The organism is Streptomyces sp. DT224 (genome assembly GCF_049844595.1).
Classification (GTDB): domain Bacteria; phylum Actinomycetota; class Actinomycetes; order Streptomycetales; family Streptomycetaceae; genus Streptomyces.
Window position 1 is genome coordinate 595619 of sequence record NZ_JBNCLI010000002.1, and the last position, 26217, is coordinate 621835.

The following is a 26217-nucleotide window of genomic DNA, read 5'->3' on the forward strand; positions in this document are numbered from 1 at the left end:
ATCAGCGCGTCACTTCAGGCCGAAGGCCCGGATGATCTCCTGGTCCACGGCGAGGCCGCCGCCGGCCTCGGCGTGGGCCTTGAGCGAGACCGCGGTGGCGCCCTTCTCCGGGGTCTTGAACCGCGCGGTCCAGGAACCCGTCCGGTCCTTGTTGAGCGACACCGCGCTCCAGGTCTTCCCGTCGTCGTAACTCACCGACAGGGAGGCCTTCGTGGCCTTCACGGCGCCGTCCAGCCACTCCTGCGTGGTGGACGACAGGCCGATCTCGGTCCACTTTCCGGCCGGGACGTCACCGGCGAGGTCCGTGGTGACGTCGTAGTCGAGCTGGAGCATCGGGATGTCGACCTGGAACGGGCCCTCGGGGTCGTTGGCGCCCGAGACGAACGACCACTCCGAGTGGGTGCGGACGGACGTCTTCCAGGTGTCCGCGTCGCGCGAGGCGTCGAGGACCAGGCGGTAGGGCAGCTTCTCGTCGGGCAGGTCGCCGACGTAGCCGGCGCGGCCCGGGGACTCGTCGAGCAGCTTGTCGCCCTGGTAGACGGAGACCTTGCCGGTGTCGTACTCCTTGTCGGGCATGGCGCCCGAGTGACCGGCCCCGCCGTCCGTCCACGGGGTGATGTTGTACTGGATGTCGCCGTACTGCGAGCGGTTCGGGCCCCAGAAGGCGGTGCCCAGGCGCGGCCGGGTGACGGGCGCGAACCACTCGGCCTTGCTGGTGGAGCCGGCCCGGTAGTCCATCTCGCCGCCGCGCTCCTCCAGCGCGGTGTCGGTCCCCTCGGCGTTGTACTGCGCGTGGTTCTCGTACCAGAACGAGGCGCCCGGCAGCGGGGTGACCCACTCGGTGCGGGTCCCGGGGAACTTCTCGTACTCGGCGAAGCCGAGCCCGGGGCCGTACTCGGGGATGTCGTAGCGGTAGCCGCCGCCGACGACGTCGCGGTGGCCGTAGAAGGTGTTCTCGATCTTCGCCAGCCGCCGGGTGGACGGGGCGAAGGCGAGCGAGCGGTCCGGGACGGTGCCGTCGTGGCGGTCGACCAGGTCGTAGACGTAGCCCGCGTACCGGTGCTGCTCGGCGGTCAGCTTCCCGCCCCGCTGGGCGGCCTTGATCAGGCTCTCGCCGGCGAGCCGCTGGACGGTGGCGACCGGGAGGGCGAGCGTGGTGCCGTAGTCGCCGTAGGACTCCATCAGCCGGCCGTCGCCCTGGTTGACGACGAACAGCGCCTTCGCGCCGGCGGCCACCGCGGCGGCGGTCCGGTCGGCCGGGGCCACCGTGTCACTGGCGCGGATCACGACGGCCTTGCCCTTGGCGTCGAGGTGCTTGTATGCGGCGGCCGATCCGGTGCCCGCGTAGACACCGCTGAGCCTGGCGCGGCTGTCCTCGGCGACCGGGGAGCCGTTCTGCACGGTGACCGGGACGTCCCGGCCGTCGGCGGTCAGGTCGAGCAGCTTCTCGCCCTGGCGCCAGCGGGTCAGGAAGGAGAAGTCGCCCTGGGTGACCTTCTTGGTGGGGCTCGCCCACAGCTGGTCGTACGTCAGCGGGATCTGGTACGCGTCACGCTGGACGGTGCCGTCCGGCGCGGTGCGCGCCATGTCGTAGCGCAGCTGGCGGGTCTCGGTCTCCTTCGGCGTGCGCACGCTGATCCTGTGGGCCTTGGAGGCGTCGAGCGTGGCCGTGGCCGGCTTGTCGAGGATGATCTCGGGGGCGGCCAGGAAGGCGAGGGCCTTGGAGTCGGCGGTGTCGCCCTTGATGTCCGCGGCGGTCCAGGCGGTGTAGTTGCCCGGGGGCAGCCTCAGGGTGGTGTCACCGGACACCGCGACGGGGGTCAGGTTCGGATCGCCGAGGGCGCCGAGGACGACGGTGCCGTCCATGGGCTTGCCGGAGCGGTCGCGGAGCCGGAGCGTGAGGTCGTAGAGCTCCTGCTCCTTGCTGAGCGCGAAGCCGGTGTGCGCGACGACGGCACCGGAGGCGTCCTTGGCGACGACCTGGCCGGAGAACGTGGTGTCCGCGTCCACCTTCGACGGGTCGAGCGTGAGCACGGCCTGGGCGGTGGAGCCGGCCGGGACGGTCAGCTGCTTCGCGGAGAGCGTGTACGCGTCCGAGGCCCTGTCCGTCGCCAGGTCGAGGGTGACGTCGGCGCCGCCCGTGTTGCGGTAGGTGATGGTGCGTTCGGTGACCGGGTCGGTGGCGCTGTGCGGCCAGTCGTACGCGGCGACCGCGACGGACCCCGTGGCCTCGACGGTCGTGTCGATGGCGGCCTTCACATCGAGGCGGCCGGTGCCCTGCTCGTACGGGGTGTAGTCGGGCAGCACCGTGGACGAGGTCATCAGCGCGTCCTTGACGCGCTGGCCGGACCAGTCGGGGTGGCGCTGCTTGAGGATGGCGGCGGCGCCGGCGACGTGCGGGGTCGCCATCGACGTACCGGACATCGACTGGTACATGCCCTCGATGCCGGGGACGGACTGCGAGGCGGCGGCGTTGATGTCGACGCCCGGCGCGGACAGGTCCGGCTTCAGGCCGTAGCTGCGCACCAGCGGGCCCATCGAGGAGAAGTCCGCGCGGCCGTCCTGCTTGTCGACGGCGGCGATGGTGAGCGCCTTGTCGGCGGAACCGGGCGCGCCGATGGTGCCCGCGCCGTACGCGTTGCCGGCGGCGATGACGAAGAGCGGGCCGCCGTCCGCCGAGAGCGAGTTGACGGCCTGCGCCATGGGGTCGGTGCCGTCGTCGGCGACCGGTGAGCCGAGGCTCATGGAGACGACGTCGGCGCCCTCCGCCTTGGCCCACTCCATGGCCTCGATGATGCCGGAGTCGGCTCCGGAGCCCTGGTCGCTCAGGACCTTGCCGACGAGCAGCCCGGCCTCGGGGGCGACGCCCTTGTTGACGCCGTCGGACGCGGCGCCGGACCCGGCGATGGTGGAGGCGACGTGCGTGCCGTGGCCGTTCTTGTCGTCGACCGCCTCGCCCGGGACGAAGCTCTTCGTCTCCAGGATGCGGTCCTTGACGTCCGGGTGGTCCTCGTCGATGCCGCTGTCCAGGACGGCGACCTTGACGCCCTTGCCGTCGTAGCCCTCCGCCCATGCCTGCGGGGCGTTGATCTGGGGCACGGAGTCCTTGAGAGCGGCCTCGGCGCGGCCGTCGAGCCAGAGCTTGGCGATGCCGTTGTCCAGCGAGCGGGCCGTGGCGGTGCGCGCGATGTCGTCCCAGAAGGCGCGGGCGGTGTCCTTGCCGGCCTTGAGGGCGGCGCCGTGGATGGACTCCAGCTTCCGGACGGCCTTGCTGCCGCGCGGGGCGGCGGGCAGCGAACGGGCCTCGGCGGCGGGGTAGGTGGCGATCAGCGGGATGCCGCCGGTCGTTTTGTCGTCGTAGCCCATCTTCGCGAGCGCCGAGACGTTGAAGAGGCGGCGGTCCAGCTTGCCGGCCGCGAGGAGGCTCTGCGCCTCGTCGGGGAGGACGTAGATGTCGTCCCCGGCCTGCTGGACGTGGACGCCACCGATGGCGCCCTCGGGGCGGTCCACGGTGACGGTGTCCTGCTTGCCCGCGCCATCGGCGTAGTGGACGACGTCACCGGTGACGAGGGTGATGTCGTAGCGGTGGACGGGCCCGGCCGCGGGGGTGGTCCCGGCGGTGGGGGCCGGGGCGGCCGAAGCGGTGGCCGTAATGGGGAGCAGCGCGCCGCTCACCAGGGCCGCGGCGGTGGCTATGACGAGGGTGCGTCGCCCGTTGCGAGCGGGTCTCGCCCGGCCGGTCGCGGTGGAGGGGGTGAATGTCATGGGTGATGATCTACCGGCAAACCGGCCGCCGTGGGACGGTCCGTGCCTGGCGCGAATGTGCCGTGGCGGCTAACCGCCGGTCGTGGACGGCCCTTTCCCGGGGGCGCTTCAGGCCACCGAGCCGATGCGCCCCGCCGGGGGCAGCCCGCCGGGGTGGTGGATCGGGGTGTGCGCGCCGGTCAGCGGGGCGCCGCTGCCGCCGCGCCGGACGGCGACGATCTCGGCGGCGATCGACAGGGCCGTCTCCTCGGGCGTACGGGCTCCGAGGTCGAGTCCGATCGGCGAGTGCAGGCGGGCCAGCTCCAGCTCGGTCACCCCGGCCTCGCGCAGCCGTTCGTTGCGCTGGAGGTGCGTGCGGCGGGAGCCCATCGCGCCGACGTACGCGACGGGCAGCTTGAGCGCCGCCTCCAGCAGGGGCACGTCGAACTTGGCGTCGTGCGTGAGGACGCACAGGACCGTGCGGGCGTCCACCGGGGTTCCGGCCAGATAGCGGTGCGGCCAGTCCACGACCAGTTCGTCGGCGTCCGGGAAGCGGGCCTTCGTCGCGAAGACGGGCCGCGCGTCGCACACCGTGACGTGGTAGCCGAGGAACTTGCCGGCCCGGACCAGGGCGGCGGCGAAGTCGATGGCGCCGAACACGATCATCCGGGGCGGCGGCACGCTGGACTCCACGAGCAGCGTGAGGGGCTGCCCGCAGCGTGAGCCGTCGGCGCCGATGGTGAGGGTGGCCGTGCGGCCCTGGTCGAGCAGGGCGCGGGCCTCGGCCGCCGCGGTGCGGTCCAGCTCCGGGTGGCCGCCGAGCCCGCCCTCGTAGCCCCCCTCGGGGCGCACGAGCAGGGGGCGGCCGAGGAGTTCGGCGGGGCCCTCGGTGATGCGGGCGACGGCGGCCGCCTCGCCGCGCGCGGCGGCGGTGAGCGCGGCGGCGTACACCGGCCGGGCGGGGTCGTCCGCCCGGACCGGGGTCACCAGGATGTCGATGACGCCGCCACAGGTCAGGCCGACCGCGAAGGCGTCCTCGTCGCTGTAGCCGAAGCGTTCGAGGCGGGTCAGCCCGTCCTCCAGCGCCTCCTGGCACAGCTCGTACACGGCTCCCTCCACGCACCCGCCGGAGACCGAGCCGATCGCCGTGCCGTCGCGGTCGACGGCCAGCGCGGCCCCCGGCTGACGGGGGGCGCTGCCGCCGACGGCGACGACGGTGGCCACGGCGAAATCGCGTCCCTGCCCGGCCCAGCGGTCGAGCTCTTCGGCGATGTCCAGCATCTCGGTCTCCTTGCGGGTGAGTGGGGCGGCGGGTCAGCTGACGCCGAGCCAGCTCTCGATCGGGTGCAGGGCGAAGTAGACGACGAAGATCACCGTCAGGCCCCACATGAACGCGCCGACCTCGCGGGCCCGGCCCTGGGCGGCCTTGATGGCGACGTACGAGATGACGCCCGCCGCCACACCGGTGGTGATGGTGTACGTGAACGGCATCAGGACCACCGTCAGGAACACCGGGATGGCCACCGAGCGGTCGCTCCAGTCCACGTGCCGGGCGTTCTGCATCATCATCGCGCCGATGACGACGAGAGCGGCGGAGGCCACCTCGGCGGGCACGATCGCGGTGAGCGGGGTGAAGAAGAGGCAGGCGGCGAAGAACAGGCCGGTGACGACGGAGGCCAGGCCGGTCCTGGCCCCCTCGCCGACGCCGGTCGCGGACTCCACGAAGACCGTCTGCCCGGAACCGCCGGCGACACCGCCGATGGCCCCGCCGGCGCCGTCGATGAACAGCGCCTTCGACAGGCCCGGCATGCGGCCCTTGTCGTCGGCGAGCCCGGCCTCCGTGCCGACACCGATGATGGTGGCCATCGCGTCGAAGAAGCCGGCGAGCACGAGGGTGAAGACGATGAAGCCGACGGTCATCGCGCCGACGTCGCCCCAGCCGCCGAACGAGACGTCACCGAAGAGCGAGAAGTCCGGCGAGGAGACCGCGGAGCCCTTGAGCTCCGGCGGGCCGCTGCTCCAGATCTTGGGATCGACGTCCGCGACCTTGTTGATCACGACGGCGATCACGGTGCCGACGACGATGCCGATGAGGATCGCGCCGGGGATGTTGCGGGCCTGGAGCATGAAGATCAGCAGCAGGGTGACCGCGAAGACGAGGACGGGCCAGCCGGCGAGTTCACCGGCCGGGCCGAGGGTCACCGGGGTCGCGGTGCCCTTGCCGACGAATCCGGCCTTGTAGAGCCCGATCAGGGCGATGAACAGGCCGATGCCCATGGTGATGCCGTGCTTCAGCGGGAGCGGGATCGCGTTCATGATCAGCTCGCGCAGACCGGTGACCACCAGGAGGCAGATCACCGCGCCGTACATCACGCACATGCCCATGGCCTGGGGCCAGGTCATTTCGGGGGCGACCTGCGAGGACAGGACGCCGGAGACGCTGAGACCGGCGGCGAGCGCCAGCGGGACCTTGCCGACGAAGCCCATGAGCAGGGTGGTGGCCGCCGCCGCGAGCGCGGTGGCGGTGATCAGGGCGGGCTGGCTGAGCAGATTGCCGTCGACGTCCTTGCCGCCGAGGATCAGCGGGTTGAGCAGAAGGATGTACGCCATGGCCATGAAGGTCGTGACGCCGCCGCGCACTTCCCGGGCCACGGTCGAACCGCGGTCGGATATGTGGAAGTACCGGTCGAGCCACGATCTGCCGGCGGGGACGCGCGAGCCGGGGCCCGCGTCCTCCGCACCGGTCTTCGGCTGCACTGACTGCTGGGTCATGATGCCTGACTCCCAAGGTTCACAGGGGCACCCGCGATGAAGAATCGAGATGCGGGATTTGGGATGACTGCGCTGGCGGCACGACCCGGGGGACGGCCCGAGACGAACTGTTCATGCAGGAAGGGCTCGGAACGGCTGCCGCTGTTCCGGGTGCGGGGGTTCGGGGCCGCGAGCGGTGCGGAACCCTGGGCCTCCGGGCGGTGCGGGCCGGGGAAGTGTGACGTTCGCCGGTGGCGCGCACCGCCCGGAGAGCTGGTGGCGGAGCCCTCGTCAGACGCCGGTGAGGTGTTCCGGCCGGACCGGCGTCCGGTCGAGCTCCAGACCCGTCGCGTTCCGGATCGCCGCGAGGACGGCCGGGGTGGACGACAGGGTGGGGGCCTCGCCGATGCCGCGCAGCCCGTACGGGGCGTGGTCGTCGGCGAGTTCGAGCACGTCGACCGGGATGGTCGGCGTGTCGAGGATGGTGGGGAGGAGGTAGTCCGTGAAGGACGGGTTGCGCACCTTCGCGGTCACCGGGTCGACGATGATCTCCTCCATGACGGCGATGCCCATCCCCTGGATGGTGCCGCCCTGGATCTGGCCGACGACCGACAGCGGGTTGAGCGCCTTGCCGACGTCCTGGGCGCAGGCCAGTTCGACGACCTTGACCAGGCCGAGTTCGGTGTCGACCTCGACCACCGCGCGGTGCGCGGCGAAGGAGTACTGGACGTGGCCGTTGCCCTGTCCGGTGCGCAGGTCGAAGGGCTCGGTGGGCCGGTGGCGCCATTCCAGCTCGATGTCGACCGCCTCGTCCTCCAGGACGTCCGCGATGTCCGCCAGCACCTCGCCGCCGTCGGTGACGACCTTGCCGCCCTCCAGGAGGAGTTCGGCGGTGGCCCAGGCGGGGTGGTAGGTGCCGAACTTGCGGCGGCCGAGCTCCAGGACCTGTTCGCGGACGGCCTCGCAGGAGTGCTTGACCGCGCCTCCGGTGACGTACGTCTGGCGGGAGGCGGAGGTCGATCCGGCGGAGCCGACCTTGGTGTCGGCCGGGTGGATGGTGACCTGGGAGACGCCGAGTTCGGTACGGGCGATCTGGGCGTGCACGGTGACGCCGCCCTGCCCGACCTCGGCCATCGCGGTGTGGACGGTCGCGACGGGTTCGCCGCCGATGACCTCCATGCGGACCCGGGCGGTGGAGTAGTCGTCGAAGCCCTCGGAGAAGCCGACGTTCTTGATGCCGACCGCATAGCCGACGCCGCGTACGACGCCCTCGCCGTGGGTGGTGTTGGAGAGGCCGCCCGGCAGGGCGCGTACGTCGGCGTGCTCGCCCGCGCTCTCCCACTGGCGCTCGGGCGGCAGCGGCATGGCCTTGACGCGGCGCAGCAGTTCGGCGACCGGGGCGGGCGAGTCCACCTGCTGTCCGGTGGGCAGGAGGGTGCCCTGTTCCATGGCGTTGAGCTGCCGGAACTCGACCGGGTCCATGTCCAGTGCGGCGGCCAGCTTGTCCATCTGGGCCTCGTAGGCGAAGCACGCCTGGACGGCGCCGAAGCCGCGCATGGCGCCGCACGGGGGGTTGTTGGTGTAGAGGGCGATCGCCTCGATGTCCACGTTGTCGATGACGTACGGGCCGGCCGACAGCGAGGAGGCGTTGCCGACGACGGCCGGGGACGCGGAGGCGTAGGCGCCGCCGTCGAGGACGATGCGGCACCTCATGTGCGTGAGCTTGCCGTCGCGGGTGGCGCCGTGCTCGTAGTGGAGGCGGGCCGGGTGGCGGTGGACGTGCCCGAAGAACGACTCGAAGCGGTTGTAGACGATCTTCACGGGCTTGCCGGTGCGCAGCGCGAGGAGGCAGGCGTGGATCTGCATCGACAGGTCCTCGCGTCCGCCGAAGGCGCCGCCGACGCCGGAGAGCGTCATGCGGACCTTGTCCTCGGGCAGGCCGAGGACGGGCGCGATCTGGCGCAGGTCGGAGTGGAGCCACTGGGTCGCCACGTACAGGTCGACGCCGCCGTCCTCGGCGGGTACGGCGAGGCCGGACTCGGGGCCCAGGAACGCCTGGTCCTGCATGCCGAAGTAGTAGTCGCCCTTGACGATCACATCGGCCCGGGCCTCGGCCGCCGCCACGTCGCCGCGGACGATCGGCTGGCGGTGGACGATGTTGGGGTGCGGTACGTGGCCGATGTGGTGGTCGTCGCGGCCCTCGTGGATGAGGGGGGCGCCGGGCGCGGTCGCGGACGCCTCGTCGGTGACGACGGGCAGCTCGCGGTAGTCGATCCGGATCTTCGCGGCGGCGCGGCGGGCCGTCTCCGGGTGGTCGGCGGCGACGAGCGCGACGGGTTCGCCGTGGTGGCGGACCCGGCCGTGGGCGAGGACGGGGGTGTCCTGGATCTCCAGGCCGTAGTTCTTCATCGCGGCCGGCAGGTCGTCGTAGGTGAGGACCGCGTAGACGCCGGAGGTGGCCAGCGCCTCGGAGACGTCGATGGAGACGATCTCGGCGTGCGCGACGGTGGAGCGCAGGGTGTGGCCCCAGAGCATGTCCTCGTGCCACATGTCCGAGGAGTACGCGAACTCGCCGGTGACCTTCAGGATGCCGTCGGGGCGCAGCGTGGACTCGCCGATGCCGCCCTTGGTGCGGCTGCCCTGGTTGATGTTGGTGGGGGAACCGGTGACGCCCATCGCCTAGACCGTCCCTTCCGCGCGGGCGGCCGCGAGGCGGACCGCGTCGAGGATCTTCTCGTAGCCGGTGCAGCGGCAGAGGTTGCCGGAGAGCGCCTCGCGGATGTCCGCGTCGGACGGCTGCGGGGTGCGCTCCAGGAGCTCGTCGGCCGCGACCAGGAGGCCGGGGGTGCAGAAGCCGCACTGGACGGCTCCGGCGTCGATGAACGCCTGCTGGATCGGGGACAGCTCCCCGGTGTCCCGGGTCTCGTCGTCCGAGGCGGGCTCGGCCTTCCAGCGCTTGGCCCGGTCCAGCGAGGTGCCGCAGGCGCCGGAGGCGCAGCCGGTGCCGGGGTGGGCCTCGGCGCGGTGGGCGGCGAAGTCGGCGAGACCCTCCACGGTGACGACGTCGCGGCCCTCGACCTGGCCGGCGGCGACCAGGCAGGAGCAGACGGGTACGCCGTCGAGGCGGACCGTGCAGGAGCCGCATTCGCCCTGCTCGCAGGCGTTCTTGGAGCCGGGCAGGCCCATGCGCTCGCGCAGGACGTAGAGGAGGGATTCGCCCTCCCAGACGTCGTCGGCCTCGTGGCGGCGGCCGTTGACCGTGAAATTGACGCGCATGATCAGGCGGCTCCTTCGGTGCTGCGGCCGTTGCCGCGGTATGACTCCCAGGCCCAGCCGAGGGTGCGGCGGGCCATGATCCCGACGGCGTGCCGGCGGTAGCTCGCGGTGCCGCGCACGTCGTCGATCGGGTTGCAGGCGCCGGCGGCGAGCGTGGCGAACTGCTGGGCGACGGAGGGCGTGATGATCGTGCGGCTGTCCCAGAACCCGCCCTCCTCCAGCGCGGCGTTCAGGAATTCCTCGGCCTCCTTCGCCCGTACGGGTGTCGGGGCGGCCGATCCGATGCCGGTGCGGACCGTGCGGGTCTCGGGGTGCAGGGCGAGGCCGAAGGCGCAGACGGCGATGACCATCGCGTTGCGGGTGCCGACCTTGGAGTACTGCTGCGGCCCGTCGGCCTTCTTGATGTGCACGGCCCGGATCAGCTCGTCCGGTTCGAGGGCGTTGCGCTTGACGCCGGTGTAGAAGGCGTCGATGGGGATCATCCGGGTGCCGCGTACCGACTCGGCCTCCACCTCGGCTCCGGCCGCGAGCAGGGCGGGGTGGGCGTCACCCGCCGGGGACGCGGTGCCGAGGTTGCCGCCGACGCCGCCCCGGTTGCGGATCTGCGGCGACGCGACGGTGTGCGAGGCGAGCGCGAGACCCGGCAGTTCGGCCCGTAGGTGCTCCATGATCTGGCTGTACGGGACCGAGGCGCCGAGCCGTACGTTCTCCTGCCCCACCTCCCACTCGGTGAGCTCGCCGACGCGGTTCAGGTCCAGGAGGTATTCGGGGCGCCGGTGGTCGAAGTTGATCTCGACCATCACATCGGTGCCCCCGGCGATGGGCACAGCCGTCGGGTGCTCGGCCTTGGCGGCGAGCGCCTCCTCCCAGCTTGCGGGGCGAAGGAAGTCCATGGTGGCTCTCTTCTTCTCAATCGGGTTTTCACGCTGGGCTGGGTGACGGCCGGCCCTCGAACTTGTTCATGTCTTGTTCACGCGGTGTGTGGCCCAGTACACAAGCCCTGCTCCACCTGGTGCAGTCACCGAACCCATGAAGGAGTTGGCTGGTCTCCGCTCATGTCTTGTAGATTCGAACGAATGGCGGGGCTCAACAGCCTCACCGCAACACCCAGACTTCACCCGTACCAACGAAAGAGATCGGCGGCGACCCCATGCGGCTGCGCGCACTGCTGGAGAACGACGCGCTGGGCCTGCGGCTGCTCGGCGGCGACGAGGAGCTGGACCGGTCGGTCCGCGGCGTGATGACGACCGACCTCCGCGACCCGAGCCGCTACCTCACCGGCGGCGAGCTGGTCCTGACCGGTCTGGCCTGGCGCCGGGACGCCGAGGACTCGGAGCCGTTCGTGCGCATCCTGTCGGGCGCCGGGGTGGCCGGTCTCGCGGCGGGCGAGGCGGAACTGGGCACCATCCCGGACGATCTCGTGGAGGCGTGCCGCCAGCACCGGCTGCCGCTGTTCGCGGTCCACGAGACGGTCGCTTTCGCAACGATCACCGAGTACGTGGTGCGCCAGGTGTCCGGCGAGCGTGCGGGTGACCTGGCGGCCGTGGTGGACCGGCACCGCAGGCTGATGACCTCGGGCCCGACGGGTGGCGGCCCCGAGGTGGTCCTCGACCTCCTGGGCTCCGACCTGGACCTCCACGCCTGGGTGCTCTCCCCCACCGGGCGGCAGATCGCGGGTGCGGGCGCCCCGCTGCCCTCCGCCGCCGGGGCCGAGCTGGCCGGGCTGCATCTGGCCGCCGTCCGCTCCGGCCGCCGCGCCCCGCACCGGGCCGCTCTCGGCGGTACGACGTATTCGCTCTTCCCGATCCGGAACAACGGCCGGGGCGGCACGGTGCCGCCCGCCCGCGACGTGCGGGAGTCGGTGCTCTCCGACTGGCTGCTCGCCGTGGAGGCCGACGCGAGCGACTGGCCGGCCGCGCGGCTCGACCTCCTCCAGGGCGTCACCCAGCTGATCGCCGTCGAGCGCGACCGGCGCGACGCAGCCCGCACGGTGCGCCGCAGGCTCGCCCAGGAGGTCCTGGAGCTGGTCCAGGCGGGGGCCGCGCCCGCCGAGATCGCCGCCCGGCTGCGTGTGGCCACCCCGGTCCTGCTCCCCGGCCTCGGCACCGCACCGCACTGGCAGGTCGTGGTGGCCCGGGTCGAGTGGGACGAGGACGGCGGGTCCGGGGTCCCGGGCGGCCCGGTCGCCCAGGCGCTCCTTGAGGAGATCCTGGTCGACCCGGCGGTGACCGGCCCCGACTCGGCGGACCGGATCGCCGTCGCCCACACGGGTGACGAGGCCATCGCCCTGGTGCCGCTGCCCGCCGCTCCGGCCGCGCCCCGGGACGGCGCCGGGGACACGGCCGGCGACGCACCGGACGACGGGCCCGCCCTGCACGCCGACGCGCTGCTCGCCGCCGTGCGCGCCCCACTCTCCGCGGGCCTCGGTAACGACGGCCGCCTGACCCTGGGGGTCAGCGCCTCGGTGCACTCGGCGGAGGGGTTGCGCGGCGCCCTGGAGGAGGCCCGGCACGCGCGCCGGGTGGCGGCGGCGCGGCCCGGCCGGGTCTGCGCGGCCGGCCACCACGAGCTGGCCTCGCACGTGCTGCTGCTTCCGTTCGTCCCGGACGACGTGCGGCGGGCGTTCACCGCCCGGCTGCTGGACCCGCTGCGCGAGTACGACCGGCGTCACCGCGCGGAGCTGATCCCGACCCTGGAGGCGTTCCTGGACTGCGACGGTTCGTGGACCCGCTGCGCGGCCCGGCTGCACCTGCACGTCAACACGCTGCGCTACCGGGTCGGGCGAATCGAGCAGTTGACGGGGCGTGACCTGGCGCGCCTGGAGGACAAGCTCGATTTCTTCCTCGCGCTGCGGATGAGCTGAAATCCCGGGCCGGACAAGGGCTGTACCCCGTGCGGTCGATTGTGAAAACTTTCACCTGACATTGCCTCGACCCCTTGGCCCGGCGTGCCATTCCGTGCTGTGATGCGGCCCGTACTCAACAGCTCGAAGGCGCGCTCGGGGAGGGCAATGTGGCGCATACCGCCATGTCTGGTTCCGGAACGACAGCAGATGACGATCCTCCGCTCCAGACCGCGGTATGGCGGCTGCGCTCACGCGCCTGCTGGACGGACGCCGCGGCCCTGCTGGAACACGACGCCGCCACCGACCCGGCCGCGGCCCTCCAGCGGACGGCCCTGCTGACCGAGCGGTGCCTGTACACCGGGCAGGGGTGGACGGACGCCGAGGACGCCCTGCGCACCGCCGAGGCCATGGCCCACGACGACGAGGAGCGCGGCGCGGCGGCCTGCGAGCGCGGATACCTCGCCTACGCCTCGACCCTGCTCGGGGTGCGGGACCGGGCCGACGAGGCCCGGGTGGCGCTGGGCCGGGCCGCGGCCCTGCTCTCCCCCGCCGCCCAGGGCCGGCCGCTGCTCGACTTCCGGCGCGGTCTGATCGCGCAGAACATCGCGGACTCCCCGCAGGCCGCCCGGGCCGCGTACCGCAGGGCGCACGCCGGCGCCACCGCGCAGGGCGACGCGCTGCTGCTCTCCTCGACCTGGCGCCATCTCGCCCTGATCGCCCTGCGCGAGGGCGAGCTGGCGGAGGCCCGGCACGGCTTCGCGGAGTCCCTGCGGATAAGGGAGGAACTGGGCTATCTGGTGGGTACGGCCCCGGCGCTCATCGCGCTGGCCGACGCCGAGTCCGAACCGGAGGCGGCGACCCGGCTGCGCGCCGAGGCGGCCCGGCTCTTCCGGCTGCTGGGCGGCGTCCCGACCTGGCTGGGCCCGCACCTGGACCAGCCGCCGCCGGAGACGGTCGAGGCGAACTGAGAGGACACCGGGGCGCCGACGCGTACCGGCTCAGCCGTCGGCGCCCGCGAAGTGCTCCCTCACCAGCGACTGGACGACCGCGACGTCCTGGGCGATCAGCGCGTCGAGCAGCGCGGTGTGCTCGGAGGCGTCGGCCAGCAGGTCGGCGCGCCGGGTGACCGGATTGTCCACCAGGGGCCACTGGGAGCGGCGGTGCAGGTCGTCGGCGACGGCGACCAGGCTGTGGTTCCCGGCGAGGGCGAGCATCGCGCCGTGGAAGGCCCGGTCCGCGTCCGCGTAGCTCGCCCGGTCGCCGACGGCCGCCGCGGCCACGGTGGCGTCCGCCAGCGGGCGCAGCGCGCACCAGCGGGCGGGCGGGACGCTGCGGGCGAGCCGCAGCATGACGGGGACCTCGATCAGCGCGCGGACCTCGGCCAGCTCCGCCAGCTCGCGCGGTCCCCGCTCGGCGACCCGGAAGCCCCGGTTCGGCACGACCTCCACGGCCCCCTCGGTGGCCAGCCGCTGCATCGCCTCGCGCACCGGGGTGGCGGAGACGCCGAAGCGGGCGCCGAGGGCCGGCGCCGAGTAGACCTGGCCGGGGACCAGCTCGCCGTCGACCAGCGCGGCGCGCAGGGCCTCCAGGATCTGGCCGCGCACGGAGTGCCGGCGCACCTGGGCGCGGGGGGCCGGCGCCTCGCGGGGGTGCTCCCCGTGGGTGTGCTCGCCGCGGGCCTGCTCGGGCACCCGGACGACCGAGGCACCGCCGTACGGGGGACGCACCTCCTCGCGCGCTCCGCCCTGCTCCACGGGCACCTCCTCGGCCGGTCTCGGGCGCGCTCGCGCGTCGGGCGCCCTGTGTGCACGATAGGCGTAACGGCCCCCGGTTCACACATCGATACGGCAGGGTAAGGTAAGGCTTACCTGCTGACGCTCGTGAATCGGTGGTCCCCGCATGACCCTGCCCGCCCTGCTCCCCGCGGTGACGGCCTCACCCGTGGCCGACGCCTACGCGCGCCTGACCGAGGTCTTCCCCGGGCTGCGCGCCGAGATCCTGGCCGACGGCGAGAGTGCCCCCGGCGGTCCCGGCTGGGTCGGTGCGCACGAGCTGGCGGCGGGCGGCGAGGCCCTGGACGCGTTCCTCGCCTTCGACGCCGAACAGGTGCGGCGGGACTACGGCCAGGAGGGCCGGCCCGATGTGATCGCCAGCTTCGGGCTGCACCGGTACGCCTGGCCGGCCTGCCTCCTGGTGACGGTGCCCTGGTTCCTGCACCGCCGGGTGCCCCGCGTGCCGGCCGAGGACGTCTCGTTCCAGCGGGCCCTGGGTCATCTGACGCTGCGGGTGCGGGAGTTCGCCTGCCTGCCCGACGATCCGGCGGCCGGACTGCCGGGGGCCCGGGTGGTGGCCGACGAGGCGGCGCTGCGGGCCGAGGTGCTGGACGCGGTGGCCGAACACCTGGCCCCGGTCCTCGAGGGCTTCCGGCCGCGGATGCGGCGCGGGAAGCGGGCCCTGTGGGGGATGGCGACCGACGAGATCGTCGAGGGCCTCTGGTACGTCGCCCATCTGCTGGGCGAGGAGCGGCGCGCCATGCGGGAGCTGGAGGCGCTGCTGCCCGGCGCCACCGAGCCGTACGTCGGCACCGCGGGCTTCCGCGAGCTGACCGGGCCGAACGGCGCATCGCTGCCGACCCGGGACCGGGCGAGCTGCTGCCTCTTCTACACGCTGCGCCCCGAGGACACCTGCGTCACGTGCCCGCGTACGTGCGACGAGGAGCGCGTCCGCAAACTGACGCCCGCGCCCTGATCCACTCCGCCGCGTGCACACCGCCCGGACAGGTGACACGCATTCGAACACCATGCGCACACCACTGAAGGGCGTTCGACCAGAACGTCCATATCGACGGTCTCCTGCACCCCGTTGGCGTTCACTTGTCCCGAAACCGTCTGAACGGAGGGCAATTTCCGCCACGATGGCGCCCGAAACGCCCTACGTGACGCAAGGGACCGCGCATGAGACTGACCGACATATCGCTTGACTGGCTGCTTCCGGGCGCCGTGCTGCTCGTGGGGGTCATGGCGGCGGTGGCGGTGGTCGCGCGCGGAAGGCGCGCCTCTGACACAGCCTCGGCCGACGACAGCTGGGAACGCAGCGAGGAGCGGCGCAGACGCAAGGAGACGCTGTACGCCACCGCTTCGTACGTGCTGCTGTTCTGCTGTGCCGCGGTCGCCGCCGCACTCTCCTTCCACGGGCTCGTCGGCTTCGGCGAGCAGAACCTCGGCCTCTCGGACGGCTGGGAGTACCTGGTGCCCTTCGGCCTGGACGGGGCGGCGATGTTCTGCTCGGTCCTGGCCGTGCGGGAGGCCAGCCACGGGGACGCGGCGCTCGGCTCGCGCCTCCTGGTGTGGACCTTCGCCGGCGCCGCCGCCTGGTTCAACTGGGTGCACGCGCCGCGCGGCATCGACCACGCGGGTGCCCCGCACTTCTTCGCGGGCATGTCGCTCTCGGCCGCCGTGCTGTTCGACCGCGCGCTGAAGCAGACCCGCCGGGCCGCGCTGCGCGAGCAGGGCCTCGTGCCCCGCCCGCTGCCTCAGATCCGGATCGTGCGCTGGCTGCGCGCGCCCCGGGAGACCTTCGGCGCCTGGTCGCTGATGCTCCTCGAAGGCGTACGCACGCTGGACGAGGCGGTGGACGAGGTACGCGAGGACCGCAGAGAGAAAGAGCAGAACCGTCTCCGCAGAAGGGACCAGGAAAAGCTGGACCGTGCGCACATCAAGGCCCTGAACCGGCAGAACCGGGCCTGGGGCCGGCTCGGACGGGGCGGCTCCCCGGTCGAGGTGGCCGCACTGGCCCCCGCGACGGGCTCCGCGCAGTCCGTCGCGGAGCCCGCCATATCCGAGCCGGGTCAGCTGCCCCTGCGACCCCGGCCATCCCTGCAAGCCGCGAACCACTCGAACTCGGCGAGCGTCCCTGAACTGGGCGTGAGCGGATCGGCCTCGGCCGATCCGGCCGACGACGACGACACCCAGGCCCTGCCCCGGCTCGATTCGCTGGAGCAGAAGCTCAAGGACCTGGAGCAGCAGTTCGGCTGACACGGGACGGCGGACGTACGCGAACGGCCGGGCCTGTCTGACCATTCCCGTCGTCCGCCCGGAGGGCGGGCAGGGCGGCGTCAGGTGCGTGCTCTCGGCGTGCCGGCCCCAGACCCCTGTACTGGATGTACTGGGGTCTGGGGCCGGTGCGGCGAGAGTGCGTGCATGGCGCCGCCCTGCAGACGGGACTTGTCAGACAGGCCCTGGTGGTCCGGAGACCGTCAGGGCCGTTCGCCGTCCAGCTCGAACCACACCACCTTGCCCAGCGAGCGGGGGCTGATCCCCCAGGAGTCGGCAAGGCTCTCCACCAGGACGAGTCCCCGGCCGTGCGTACCGTCGTCGGCGGACGGTACGTGCGGCTCGGGGTCCATTCCGGGGACGAAGTCCCGCACCTCCACGCGCAGGCGGCGGGGCGCGACGCTCACGGCGACGACCGCGCCCTCGTCCGTGTGCACCAGGGCGTTGGTCACCAGCTCACTGAGCAGCAGCTCGGCGACCTGCGCCGGCTCCTCCTTCCAGCGGTAGCGCAGTAACTCCCGCACCGCGCCCCGCACCTCCCCCACGGCTGCCAGATCGGCCCGGTCCACCCTGCGATGCATCCGGGCCTCTTCGTGACGCTCCATCGTTTCCCCCGCCCACACGGCCATTCGCCCCCTGTCTCGAAGGTGCTCACGCAATGCATGCCCCCGCCTCCCGGCTGTCACGCTTGCGGAGTCCTTCGGACCGGAGGAATCGTGCGGGGCTCAGGCGCGCTTGTAGTAGTAGCCGTCGCCCGCGGCGGCCCCGACGTTGTGCTGGATTCCGGTGGCGTTGAGGCTGAAGAAGGATGCCTCCAGTGTGGCGAAGCACCGGAAGTCCTTTTTGCCGACCGGCGTGGCGGCGCTGATGTTGATGCGGCTGTTGCCGTTCGCCTTGGACGTCACCGTGGCCTGGTAGGTGCAGGGCATGTACGGAACGCCGGACATGCGCACGATGCCCGCTCCGGAAATGCTGACGGTTTCCGGCTGGTTGATGTTCACGGACTCGCCGTACTTCCAGGTGCCGACGAACGCGGACGGGACCGTGCTGTCACTGCTCGAACCGCCGGTGGTGCCACCGGACGTGCTGATGCTGGTCGAGCCTCCGCCTCCGGACGTGCTCGTGGAGCCACCCGAGGTGCCGCCGCCGACAGTGGAGCCCCCGCTCGAACTTTCCCCGCCGGAGCCCCCGCCGCTCGTACCACTGCCGCTCGAGGTCGAGCCGCCGCCCGCGGTGCCCGCGTCCCGGCCGTCCTTGCCCGGCTCGCCGTCCTTCCCGTCCTTGCCGGCGTCCGCCTTCTTCTTGCTGGGAGACGCCTTCGGGCTCTCGCTGCCGGTCGGGGAAGCGCTGCCGGCCGCCGAGGGCTCCGGGGTGGCGGTCGGACCCGTCGAGGTGGCCGCCGGGGGCGCCGCGTGCGCGTCGGCGCCGTCGTGGCTGAACGGCTGGAGGAGCAGCGTAGCGCCGCCCCCGCCGATCACGACCACCAGCGGGACCGCGACCACCCAGGGGCGCCGCTTCCCCCGCTTCGGCTTCTCCGCCGTCTTCTCGCCCTCCACCGCCGCCGCCACCTCGGGCGCCGCCCGGAGGTCCACCGTCGCGCGGTCGGCCTCCTGCCGCAGCGGCTCCGCCTCCGCGTCGAGCAACTGCGCCGACTGGCGGGCCAGGTGGCTCACGACGGCGGCGGGCAGCCATGAGGAGGCGACCGGCCCCGCCTCGCGCCCCGGCTCGGCCAGCAGCTCGTCCACCGAGGGCCGCTCGTCCACCGGCTTGACCAGCAGCCGGGCGATCAGCGCCTTGAGGTCCGCGTCCCGGACCCGCTTGAGCTCCGGCTCGGCCTCGGCGATCCGGTACATGATCGCGTGCTGGTTGCTCGCCCCGTGCCCGAAGGGGAGCGTCCCGGTCGCCGCGTACGTGAGGACGCAGCCGAGGGTGAAGACGTCGCTCTTCGGTACCGCGCTCTCCCCGTGCACCTGCTCCGGGGCCATGAACCCGGGCGTGCCGATCATCATGTTGGTACTGGTGAGCAGGGACTCGACGGCGGTCCCGACGGCACGGGCGATGCCGAAGTCGATGACCTTGGGCCCCTCCATCGTGAGCATCACGTTGGACGGCTTGAGGTCGCGGTGGACGATGCCCGCCGCGTGGATGTCCTTCAGCGCGTGCAGCAGCCCCGTGGCGAGCGCCTGCACCGAGGCGGCGGGCAGGGCGCCGTGGCCCCGTACGACCTGTTCCAGGGAGAGCCCGGCCACGTAACCCGTGGCCACCCAGGGGAATTCGGCGTCCGGCGCCGCGTCCAGTACGGGCGCGGTCCAGCGCTCGCCGACGCTCCGCGCCGCCTCGACCTCGCGCCGGAAACGGCCCCTGAACTGCGGGTCCGCGACGTGCTCCGGGTGCACCACCTTGACCGCGACGGTGCGGCCGCCGTCGGCGCGGGCGAGGTAGACCCGGCCCATGCCGCCGGCGCCGAGCCGGCCGAGCAGCAGATAGGGCCCGATGCGCGCCGGGTCCGTCGGCGTCAGCGGCTTGATGCCTCCGTCGAGGTAGTCCTCGTCGCCCGCGTGGTCGTCGTTGTTCACACCGGTCTCCTGAAATTCCCTTGTTCGGCCGCGACTTGGCGCGACAAGCGTTCAGTGTGAAGCAATGCGGGAGCCCATTGGAACAACTTCCGGAAACAATTCCGGAACCTTCTTCTAGGCTGTTCCCGGCGCCACCATGAGGAGCCAGCGATTCCGGAAGTGGGTGCTGCGTCGATGAGTCCGAAGCAACAGCGCGGGGAGGCCACGGCCGCCCAGGTGCTCGACACCGCCCTGGAGCTGTACGCGGCCCAGGGCGAGGCCGGCCTCACACTGAACGCCATCACCTCGGCCAGCGGCGTGAGCGCGGGCAGCATCTACCACCACTTCGGCAGCCTTCAGGGAGTGGTCCTCGCCCTCGCGCAGTCCTGGCTGGGCCGCCTCCTCGGGGAGGTGACCGAGGCGCTGGAACAGGTCACGGACGCGCACGGCGGGGTGCGGGCGCTGACGGAGGCGTACCTCCGCTTCGTCCAGGCACATCCGGACGCGGCCCGGCTCATGCACTCCGTCACCGCCGACCGCGAGGCCCTCATGAACGCCCGGCAGCTCCGGGGGGCCCAGGAGGCCCGGATCGCGCCGCTCGCCGCCTGGCTCCATGCGCACCGGGAGTCGGGCGAGCTGGCCGCGCTGCCGCTGCCGGTCCTGGAGTCGCTGATCCTGGGGCCGGTGACGGGCATCGCGCGGCGCTGGCTCGCCGTGGGTGACATCGACATCGAGGAGGCCGTCCGCACGGTCCCGTATCACATCTGGCGCTCCGTCAGCCCTTGAGCCGACCACGGACTTCCGTTCGAACCTCGCACGACCGTGGCACCCCGGAGGCCCCGTGGGCGGGACGTGTTCCCCCTCCACGGTTAACTCCCGAAGAATTCACCCGAGTTGGCGTTGACGAGCCGCTGTCTACGCGCGTCATCATGGAGCATGCGAATCCCCCCACGGATCACCACGCTCGGCGGCGCGGCCGCCCTCCTGTCCGCTCTCCTCGTCGGCGGCCCGGTCACGGCCACCGCTTCGGCGACGACCGCATCGGTCGGCAGCGTCTGCTACTCGGACCTGCCGTCCCAGGCCCACGACACCCTGCACCTCATCGACGCCGGCGGCCCGTTCCCGTACGACCAGGACGGCACCGTCTTCCAGAACCGCGAGGGCGTGCTGCCCGCGCAGGACACCGGCTACTACCACGAGTACACCGTCATCACCCCCGGCTCCCCGACGCGTGGCGCGCGGCGCATCGTCACCGGCGAGGAGAGCCGGGAGGACTACTACACCGCCGACCACTACGAGACGTTCGACCTGGTGGACCACGACTGCTGACCCGCGCCCGTAGGGTCGTCCCCATGACCGTGACCTATGTGCTCGAAGGCTCCCGGATCACCGGCCTGGACAGCTTCTGGACCGTGGTCGGCGAGGCGGTGAACGGGCCCGGTGGCTATTTCGGCCGGAATCTCGACGCCTTCGCGGACTGTCTCAGCGGTGGCATGGGCGCGCCGGACGACGGCGACTTCGTCTTCGAGTGGCGCGATCACGCCCTGTCCGCACGGGCGTTGGGGCACGCGGAGACCGCCCGGCATCTGGATCGGCTGGCCACCCGCGCCCATGAGAGCAACCGGAGCCGCCTGCGCGAGGAGTGGGCGCAGGCGGCTGCGGGGCGCGGTCCGACCCTCTTCGACCGGCTGGTGGAGATCATCCGGGACCGGGCGGGGCCGGACGCGCTGCGGTTGCTCTGAGGGCGTGCGGGTCAGTAGCTCGTCGCGATACTCACCTGCCCGAAGTCCCGCACGCCGTACAGGCTGATGCAGTGCGCCCCGGCGGCCGGGTGGTCGACCGTGAGGGTGTGCGCGTTGCCGCTGCCGGTGGCCTTGGCGGTGTACGAGCCGGTGGTCGCCCAGCCGGTGGAGCTGTAGTAGAGGTCGGCGTCGCCGGTGCCGCCACTGGTGGTGGCGGTCAGCCGGCCGGTGCCCGCCGGTATGCAGAGGTACAGGTAGGCGTAGTCGCCCCGGGTGGCGTGCCGGCCGTCGCGGGCGAGGGAGCTACGCCCGGCCCGCCGGTTCGCCCCGGCGGCTGTCGGCCCACAGCGGGTGGACGTGTGACATGTGGCCGAGCATGCAGGACTCCGCGCCCCCGGCATCCCCGGCGACCACCAGGTCGAGCAGTTCGATGTGCTCCTCGGCCGACGCGGTCAACTGCCCGGACCCGGAGAGCCGGTTCAGGCCGGAGAGCCGGGACCGCTTGCGGAGTCGGGGTGCCGGCAAGAACACGTGGAAGACCAGGCGCCCGCCGGGCGTGGTCGTGTCGAGCGCCTCGTGCAGCGAGGTGAAGCCGACGCCGCGCTTGCGCAGACCGGACACGATCGCGATGAGGTCCTGTGCACACCGTGGTGACACCCGGTCAGTTCACGGCCGGGGCACGTTCCGGAGGTTGGAGCGGGCCATCTGGAGCATCCGGCCCACCCCGCCGTCGAGCACGATCTTGCTGGCGGACAGGGCGAAGCCGGTGACCATGTCCGCGCTGATCTTCGGCGGGATGGAAAGCGCGTTGGGGTCGGTGACGACGTCGACCAGCGCCGGGCCCTTGTGCTTGAAGGCGTCCTTGAGGGCGCTGTAGAGCTCCTTGGGCTTCTCGACGCGGACGCCGTACGCCCCTGCCGCGCGCGCCACGGCCGCGAAGTCCGGGTTCTTGTTGGTCGTCCCGAACGACGGCAGGCCGCCGACCAGCATCTCCAACTCGACCATGCCGAGCGATGAGTTGTTGAAGAGGACCACCTTGACCGGCAGGTCGTACTGGACGAGGGTCAGGAAGTCGCCCATGAGCATGGTGAATCCGCCGTCCCCCGACATCGAGACGACCTGCCGGTTCCGGTCGGTGAACTGGGCGCCGATCGCCTGCGGAAGCGCGTTGGCCATCGAACCGTGGCTGAACGAACCGATGACCCGCCGCTTGCCGTTGGGCGTCAGATAGCGGGCCGCCCAGACGTTGCACATGCCGGTGTCCACGGTGAAGACCGCGTCCTCGTCCGCGAGTTCGTCCAGGACAGACGCCACGTACTCCGGATGGATCGGGACGTGCTTCTCGACCTTCCGGGTGTACGCCTTGACCACGCCCTCCAGGGCGTCGGCGTGCTTCTTGAGCATCCGGTCGAGGAACTTGCGGTCGTTCTTCACCTTCACCCGGGGCGTCAGACAGCGCAGGGTCTCACGGACGTCGCCCCAGACGGCCAGGTCCAGCTTGGTGCGCCGGCCGAGGTGTTCCGGCCGGACATCGACCTGCACGATCTTCACGTCGTCGGGCAGGAAGGCGTTGTACGGGAAGTCGGTGCCGAGCAGGATGAGCAGGTCGCACTCGTGGGTGGCCTCGTACGCGGCGCCGTAGCCGAGCAGCCCGCTCATGCCGACGTCGTACGGATTGTCGTACTGGATCCACTCCTTGCCGCGCAGGGCGTGCCCCACCGGGGACTTGATCCGCTCGGCGAACTCCATGACCTCGGCGTGCGCGCCCGCCGTGCCGCTGCCGCAGAACAACGTCACCCGCTTGGCCTCGTCCACCATCCGGCACAGCTTCTCGATCTCGCCGTCACCCGGCCGCACGGTGGGGCGCGAGGTGACCAGGGCGTGCTCGGCGGACCGCTCCGGGGCGGGCTGCCCGGCGACGTCGCCCGGCATGGTCACGACGCTGACGCCGCCCTGGCCGACCGCGTGCTGGATGGCGGTCTGGAGCAGCCGGGGCATCTGCTGCGGGTTGGAGATCATCTCGTTGTAGTGGCTGCACTCCTGGAAGAGCAGCTCGGGGTGGGTCGCCTGGAAGTAGTTGAGGCCGATCTCGCTCGACGGGATGTGCGAGGCCAGCGCGAGCACGGGGGCCATCGAACGGTGGGCGTCGTACAGGCCGTTGATGAGGTGCAGGTTGCCCGGCCCGCACGACCCGGCGCAGGCCGCCAGGTCCCCGGTGATCTGCGCCTCCGCACCGGCCGCGAACGCCGCCGTCTCCTCGTGCCTGACCTGGATCCACTCGAGGTCCGCGTGCCGCCGCACGGCGTCGACCACCGGGTTGAGGCTGTCCCCGACGACCCCGTACAGGCGTTTGACGCCCGCCCGGGCGAGGATGTCGACGAACTGCTCCGACACGTTCTGCTTGGCCATGGGTGACGCACTCCCTCTGCCTGTGCTCCGTGCACGTCCGGCTGTCCGGGACTCGGGGCGGCAAACCCCGGCCCGGACGGGTATCCGGAATCCATCAACCCATGGTGTGCGCCGTTACGCCTCCCAGACGCCGACCGCCGTCCGGTCGTCCGCGTACCCCTTCACCCGGATCCGGGTGTCCGCGAGAAACGCCCCGAGACCCGGCGCCTCCACGGGGGACCAGCGCGTGGCGAGCTCGGCGGCCAGCTCCGGTTCGCCGCGCAGCGGATCGGCGAGCCCGGCCCCGCACAGCAGCAGGGTGTCCCCCGGCCGGGCGACGGAGGCGCGGAAGCGGAACGGTTCGGCAGGGGGCGGGAGCGGCTCCTCGACATACGGGGCGGGGCCGGTGGCGATCCCGAGGTCCATGGTCAGCCGGTCGCCCCGGGGCCCGCTCTCCGGCGCAAGGGAGCCGAAGCCGACCACGGGCTCCCCGCTCAGCGCGGCGGGAGGCGGCAACGCCGGTTCCAGGTCGTGCCAGCTGCCGTCGCGCAGCCGGAAGAGGCCGCCGGCGCCGATGCCGAAGAAGACCCGGGTGCGGCATTCGGGGTCGGCGGACAGCAGCAGGCAGCGCAGGCTCGCGGTGTACGCGTCCGGTTCCACACCCAGTTCGGCGGCGCGGGCGCGCAGCTTGCCGAAGGCGCGGTCGGTGAGCCGGTGGAGCCCGGCCTTCAGGTCGGCCCTGCGGCCCGCCCTTATGTCGTCGGAGAGCCGGGCGTGGCTGCGCCCGACCGCCTCGCCGATCCAGTGGCAGGCGTCCGCCGCCGCCGTGTACGCCCCCTCCGCGCCCCGGGACGCGCCTGCGACGGCCACCAGCACCAGCGCGTCCTGCCCGCTCCCGAAACGCGCCGTCAGCAGCGCGTCCCGGCGCGGCTCGCCCCGGAACCGGGCCGAGTCACCGCGTACGGAGGCTGCCCGCAGCGTGTACGTCCCGTACGTGGCACCGTCCAGCACCGTGTCCGGGACGACGCGGTCCAGCGCGCAGGGGTCGGTGGCGGGCAGCGCCGTGGGCTCGGCGTCGTAGGTGGGCGGCCGGGCCCCGACGTGGGCGACCAGGGGCCGGGGCGCGTCGGCCGGCTCCCCCGGCGCCTCCTCGGCCGCGGGCCCGTCCGCCCCGGTCCGCTCGGAGACGGGCCGCCTGGGCAGTGGGGGCGCGGCCGGCACGCGGGGGTCTCCCGAGGCGGGCGCCTCGGGGTCCGGCGGCGGGGGTTCGGGGGCCGGCCCGGGAAACGTGCGCGGCAGCGCGGGACCGGTCAGCGGCTCCCACGGGGCGCGGGGCGGCGTCCGCACGGCCGACGGCGCGCGGGCCTCCGGGACCGGCGCGGTGGCCGCCGGCCGCGGCTCCTGCCCCGGCGCGGGTGTCTCCCCCGGCGTCCCGTGAGCCGCGCCCCTCCCGGACGCCACCGTGTCCGACGCCGAGACGAAGCGGTCGTCGAGACTGTCGGCCGTGCCGTTCGCCCCGGTGTCCGGGGCGGATTCGTCGTACAGCCTGCGCCACCAGTCGTCCTCGTGGGCCTCGGGCCTCTCCCCCTGCTGACTCATGTCCTTATTGTCGACCGCGGGGGCCGTACAAAAACGGGCATCCGGAAAATGGGTCCGCCGGGCACCCCCACCCCCCACGGGAAGGACGCCCGGCAGACCGGTCCGGAGAGCGGGTGGCGGACAGGGCCGCCGGTCCCGCTGTGCCGTCACATTGGCAGAGTGGCGCGCGGTACGGCGATGATGTGCCGTGGCGACATCACGCCGTGGCGACTTTTCGCCACACGGGGTGCGCCCAGACGCGTACGCACTGGTCCGGGGAGGGGTCGGGGATGCTGGCAGCCATAGGTCTCGACGAGCGGCAGGAGTCGGCCTACCGCGCACTGGTGGCGCTGGGGGCCGCCGAGGTGTCCGACCTCTCGCACCGTCTGGCGCTCCCCGAGCGGGACACGGAACGCGCGCTGCGCCGGCTGGAGCAGCACGGCCTGGCCGCCCAGTCCTCCGCCCGCACGGGCCGCTGGGTGGCGGCGCCGCCCGGGGTCGCCCTGGGGGCCCTGCTCACCCAGCAGCGCCACCAGCTGGAGCAGGCCGAGCTGGCGGCGGCGCTGCTCGCCGAGGAGTACCGCGCCGACGCCGCCGAACCGGCCGTCCACGACCTGGTCGAGGTGGTCACCGGGGCGAGCGCGGTGGCCCACCGCTTCCACCAGCTCCAGCTGGGCGCGACGAGCGAGGTGTGCGCGCTGGTCACCGGGAAGCCGATCGCGGTCCGCGGCCTGGACAACGAGTCGGAGGAGGAGGCGGCCGCCCGCGGAGTCTCGTTCCGGGTGGTCGTGGAGCGCGAGGTGCTGGGCCTGGAGTCCGGGATCGTGGAGCTGTCGGCGGCGCTCGGCCGCGACGAGCGGTGCCGGGTGGTCCCCCGGGTCCCGACGAAGCTGGTGATCGCCGACGGCGCGCTGGCCATGGTGCCGCTGACCGGCCGGGGAGCGGAGCCCGCGGCGCTGGTCGTGCACGCGTCGGGGCTGCTGGAATCGCTGACCGGGCTCTTCGAGGCGGTGTGGCGGGAGGCGATGCCGCTGCGGCTCGGCGAGAGCGGCGCGGTGCTCGATCAGCCGGGCGGCCCGGACCCGACCGATCTGGAGATCCTGTCGCTGCTCCTGGCCGGCCTGACCGACGCGAGCGTCGCCAAGCAGCTGGACCTGGGCCTGCGGACCGTTCAGCGCCGGGTCAAGGGCCTGATGGAGCTGACCGGCGTCTCCACCCGCCTCCAGCTCGGCTGGCACGCGTACGAACGGGGCTGGGTGGCCCGGTAGGACCCCTGGTCAGAACGG

General features: G+C 72.7%; 21 protein-coding genes. 8 read left to right on the forward strand and 13 right to left on the reverse strand.

What is annotated here, in order from left to right:
• Positions 1-9 precede the first annotated feature (9 nt).
• The 6 genes from ACLQ2N_RS06360 to ACLQ2N_RS06385 form a co-directional block, all read right to left on the reverse strand.
• Positions 10-3765, reverse strand: coding sequence for a S8 family peptidase (locus tag ACLQ2N_RS06360; RefSeq protein WP_425809911.1), 3756 nt, complete (start codon positions 3763-3765; stop codon positions 10-12).
• Between the two features lie 108 nt (positions 3766-3873).
• On the reverse strand, positions 3874-5025 hold the full coding sequence (locus ACLQ2N_RS06365; protein ID WP_425809913.1) for an XdhC family protein: 1152 nt from the start codon (positions 5023-5025) through the stop codon (positions 3874-3876).
• A 33-nt stretch (positions 5026-5058) separates the two neighbouring features.
• Entirely contained in the window at positions 5059-6516 is a 1458-nt protein-coding gene (locus tag ACLQ2N_RS06370; RefSeq protein ID WP_425809915.1) for an NCS2 family permease, read from the reverse strand.
• A 270-nt stretch (positions 6517-6786) separates the two neighbouring features.
• Positions 6787-9171, reverse strand: coding sequence for a xanthine dehydrogenase family protein molybdopterin-binding subunit (locus tag ACLQ2N_RS06375; RefSeq protein ID WP_425809917.1), 2385 nt, complete (start codon positions 9169-9171; stop codon positions 6787-6789).
• Positions 9172-9174: 3 nt separating this feature from the next.
• On the reverse strand, positions 9175-9771 hold the full coding sequence (locus ACLQ2N_RS06380; protein ID WP_425809919.1) for a (2Fe-2S)-binding protein: 597 nt from the start codon (positions 9769-9771) through the stop codon (positions 9175-9177).
• A gap of 2 nt (positions 9772-9773) precedes the next feature.
• Positions 9774-10664 carry an FAD binding domain-containing protein gene (locus tag ACLQ2N_RS06385; RefSeq protein ID WP_425809921.1) on the reverse strand — a complete coding sequence of 297 codons (891 nt, stop codon included), beginning with the start codon at positions 10662-10664 and terminating at the stop codon, positions 9774-9776.
• A gap of 257 nt (positions 10665-10921) precedes the next feature.
• Between ACLQ2N_RS06385 and ACLQ2N_RS06390 the strand changes: the two genes are divergently transcribed.
• Positions 10922-12634, forward strand: coding sequence for a PucR family transcriptional regulator (locus tag ACLQ2N_RS06390; RefSeq protein WP_425809923.1), 1713 nt, complete (start codon positions 10922-10924; stop codon positions 12632-12634).
• A gap of 164 nt (positions 12635-12798) precedes the next feature.
• A complete protein-coding gene (locus tag ACLQ2N_RS06395) occupies positions 12799-13584 on the forward strand; it encodes a hypothetical protein (protein ID WP_425809925.1) in 786 nt (261 codons plus the stop codon).
• A gap of 30 nt (positions 13585-13614) precedes the next feature.
• Here the strand turns inward: ACLQ2N_RS06395 and ACLQ2N_RS06400 are convergent, their stop codons facing one another.
• Positions 13615-14370, reverse strand: a complete 756-nt coding sequence (locus ACLQ2N_RS06400; protein WP_425809927.1) for a GntR family transcriptional regulator — start codon at positions 14368-14370, stop codon at positions 13615-13617.
• 145 nt (positions 14371-14515) lie between these two features.
• On the opposite strand from ACLQ2N_RS06400, the gene ACLQ2N_RS06405 reads away from it, so the two are divergent.
• Both ACLQ2N_RS06405 and ACLQ2N_RS06410 read left to right on the forward strand, forming a co-directional pair.
• Positions 14516-15364 carry a (2Fe-2S)-binding protein gene (locus ACLQ2N_RS06405; protein WP_425809929.1) on the forward strand — a complete coding sequence of 283 codons (849 nt, stop codon included), beginning with the start codon at positions 14516-14518 and terminating at the stop codon, positions 15362-15364.
• A 206-nt stretch (positions 15365-15570) separates the two neighbouring features.
• Positions 15571-16650 (forward strand): DUF2637 domain-containing protein, encoded by a 1080-nt coding sequence (locus ACLQ2N_RS06410; protein WP_425809931.1) that lies wholly within the window; start codon positions 15571-15573, stop codon positions 16648-16650.
• A 221-nt stretch (positions 16651-16871) separates the two neighbouring features.
• Here the strand turns inward: ACLQ2N_RS06410 and ACLQ2N_RS06415 are convergent, their stop codons facing one another.
• Positions 16872-17237, reverse strand: a complete 366-nt coding sequence (locus tag ACLQ2N_RS06415) for an ATP-binding protein (protein WP_164401724.1) — start codon at positions 17235-17237, stop codon at positions 16872-16874.
• A 156-nt stretch (positions 17238-17393) separates the two neighbouring features.
• A complete protein-coding gene (locus ACLQ2N_RS06420; RefSeq protein ID WP_425809933.1) occupies positions 17394-19244 on the reverse strand; it encodes a serine/threonine-protein kinase in 1851 nt (616 codons plus the stop codon).
• Between the two features lie 174 nt (positions 19245-19418).
• Here ACLQ2N_RS06420 and ACLQ2N_RS06425 point away from each other — a divergent pair, with 174 nt between their 5' ends.
• From ACLQ2N_RS06425 to ACLQ2N_RS06435, 3 genes are all read left to right on the forward strand, one after another.
• On the forward strand, positions 19419-20009 hold the full coding sequence (locus tag ACLQ2N_RS06425; protein ID WP_425809935.1) for a TetR/AcrR family transcriptional regulator: 591 nt from the start codon (positions 19419-19421) through the stop codon (positions 20007-20009).
• A gap of 150 nt (positions 20010-20159) precedes the next feature.
• Positions 20160-20552 (forward strand): ribonuclease domain-containing protein, encoded by a 393-nt coding sequence (locus ACLQ2N_RS06430; protein WP_425809937.1) that lies wholly within the window; start codon positions 20160-20162, stop codon positions 20550-20552.
• A gap of 23 nt (positions 20553-20575) precedes the next feature.
• Positions 20576-20965 carry a barstar family protein gene (locus ACLQ2N_RS06435; protein WP_425809939.1) on the forward strand — a complete coding sequence of 130 codons (390 nt, stop codon included), beginning with the start codon at positions 20576-20578 and terminating at the stop codon, positions 20963-20965.
• A gap of 11 nt (positions 20966-20976) precedes the next feature.
• Here the strand turns inward: ACLQ2N_RS06435 and ACLQ2N_RS06440 are convergent, their stop codons facing one another.
• The 4 genes from ACLQ2N_RS06440 to ACLQ2N_RS06455 all read right to left on the reverse strand — a co-directional run bounded on the left by ACLQ2N_RS06440 (position 20977) and on the right by ACLQ2N_RS06455 (position 24952).
• On the reverse strand, positions 20977-21366 hold the full coding sequence (locus tag ACLQ2N_RS06440; protein WP_425809941.1) for a PPC domain-containing protein: 390 nt from the start codon (positions 21364-21366) through the stop codon (positions 20977-20979).
• Positions 21269-21622 carry a hypothetical protein gene (locus ACLQ2N_RS06445; protein WP_425809943.1) on the reverse strand — a complete coding sequence of 118 codons (354 nt, stop codon included), beginning with the start codon at positions 21620-21622 and terminating at the stop codon, positions 21269-21271. The genes ACLQ2N_RS06440 and ACLQ2N_RS06445 overlap by 98 nt, the downstream gene beginning before the upstream one ends.
• 9 nt (positions 21623-21631) lie before the next feature.
• Complete coding sequence (locus ACLQ2N_RS06450; protein ID WP_425809945.1) at positions 21632-23374, reverse strand: pyruvate dehydrogenase; 1743 nt, start codon at positions 23372-23374, stop codon at positions 21632-21634.
• Between the two features lie 114 nt (positions 23375-23488).
• Positions 23489-24952, reverse strand: coding sequence for a protein phosphatase 2C domain-containing protein (locus ACLQ2N_RS06455; RefSeq protein ID WP_425809947.1), 1464 nt, complete (start codon positions 24950-24952; stop codon positions 23489-23491).
• A gap of 269 nt (positions 24953-25221) precedes the next feature.
• Between ACLQ2N_RS06455 and ACLQ2N_RS06460 the strand changes: the two genes are divergently transcribed.
• Positions 25222-26199 carry a helix-turn-helix domain-containing protein gene (locus ACLQ2N_RS06460; RefSeq protein ID WP_425809949.1) on the forward strand — a complete coding sequence of 326 codons (978 nt, stop codon included), beginning with the start codon at positions 25222-25224 and terminating at the stop codon, positions 26197-26199.
• Positions 26200-26217 lie beyond the last annotated feature (18 nt).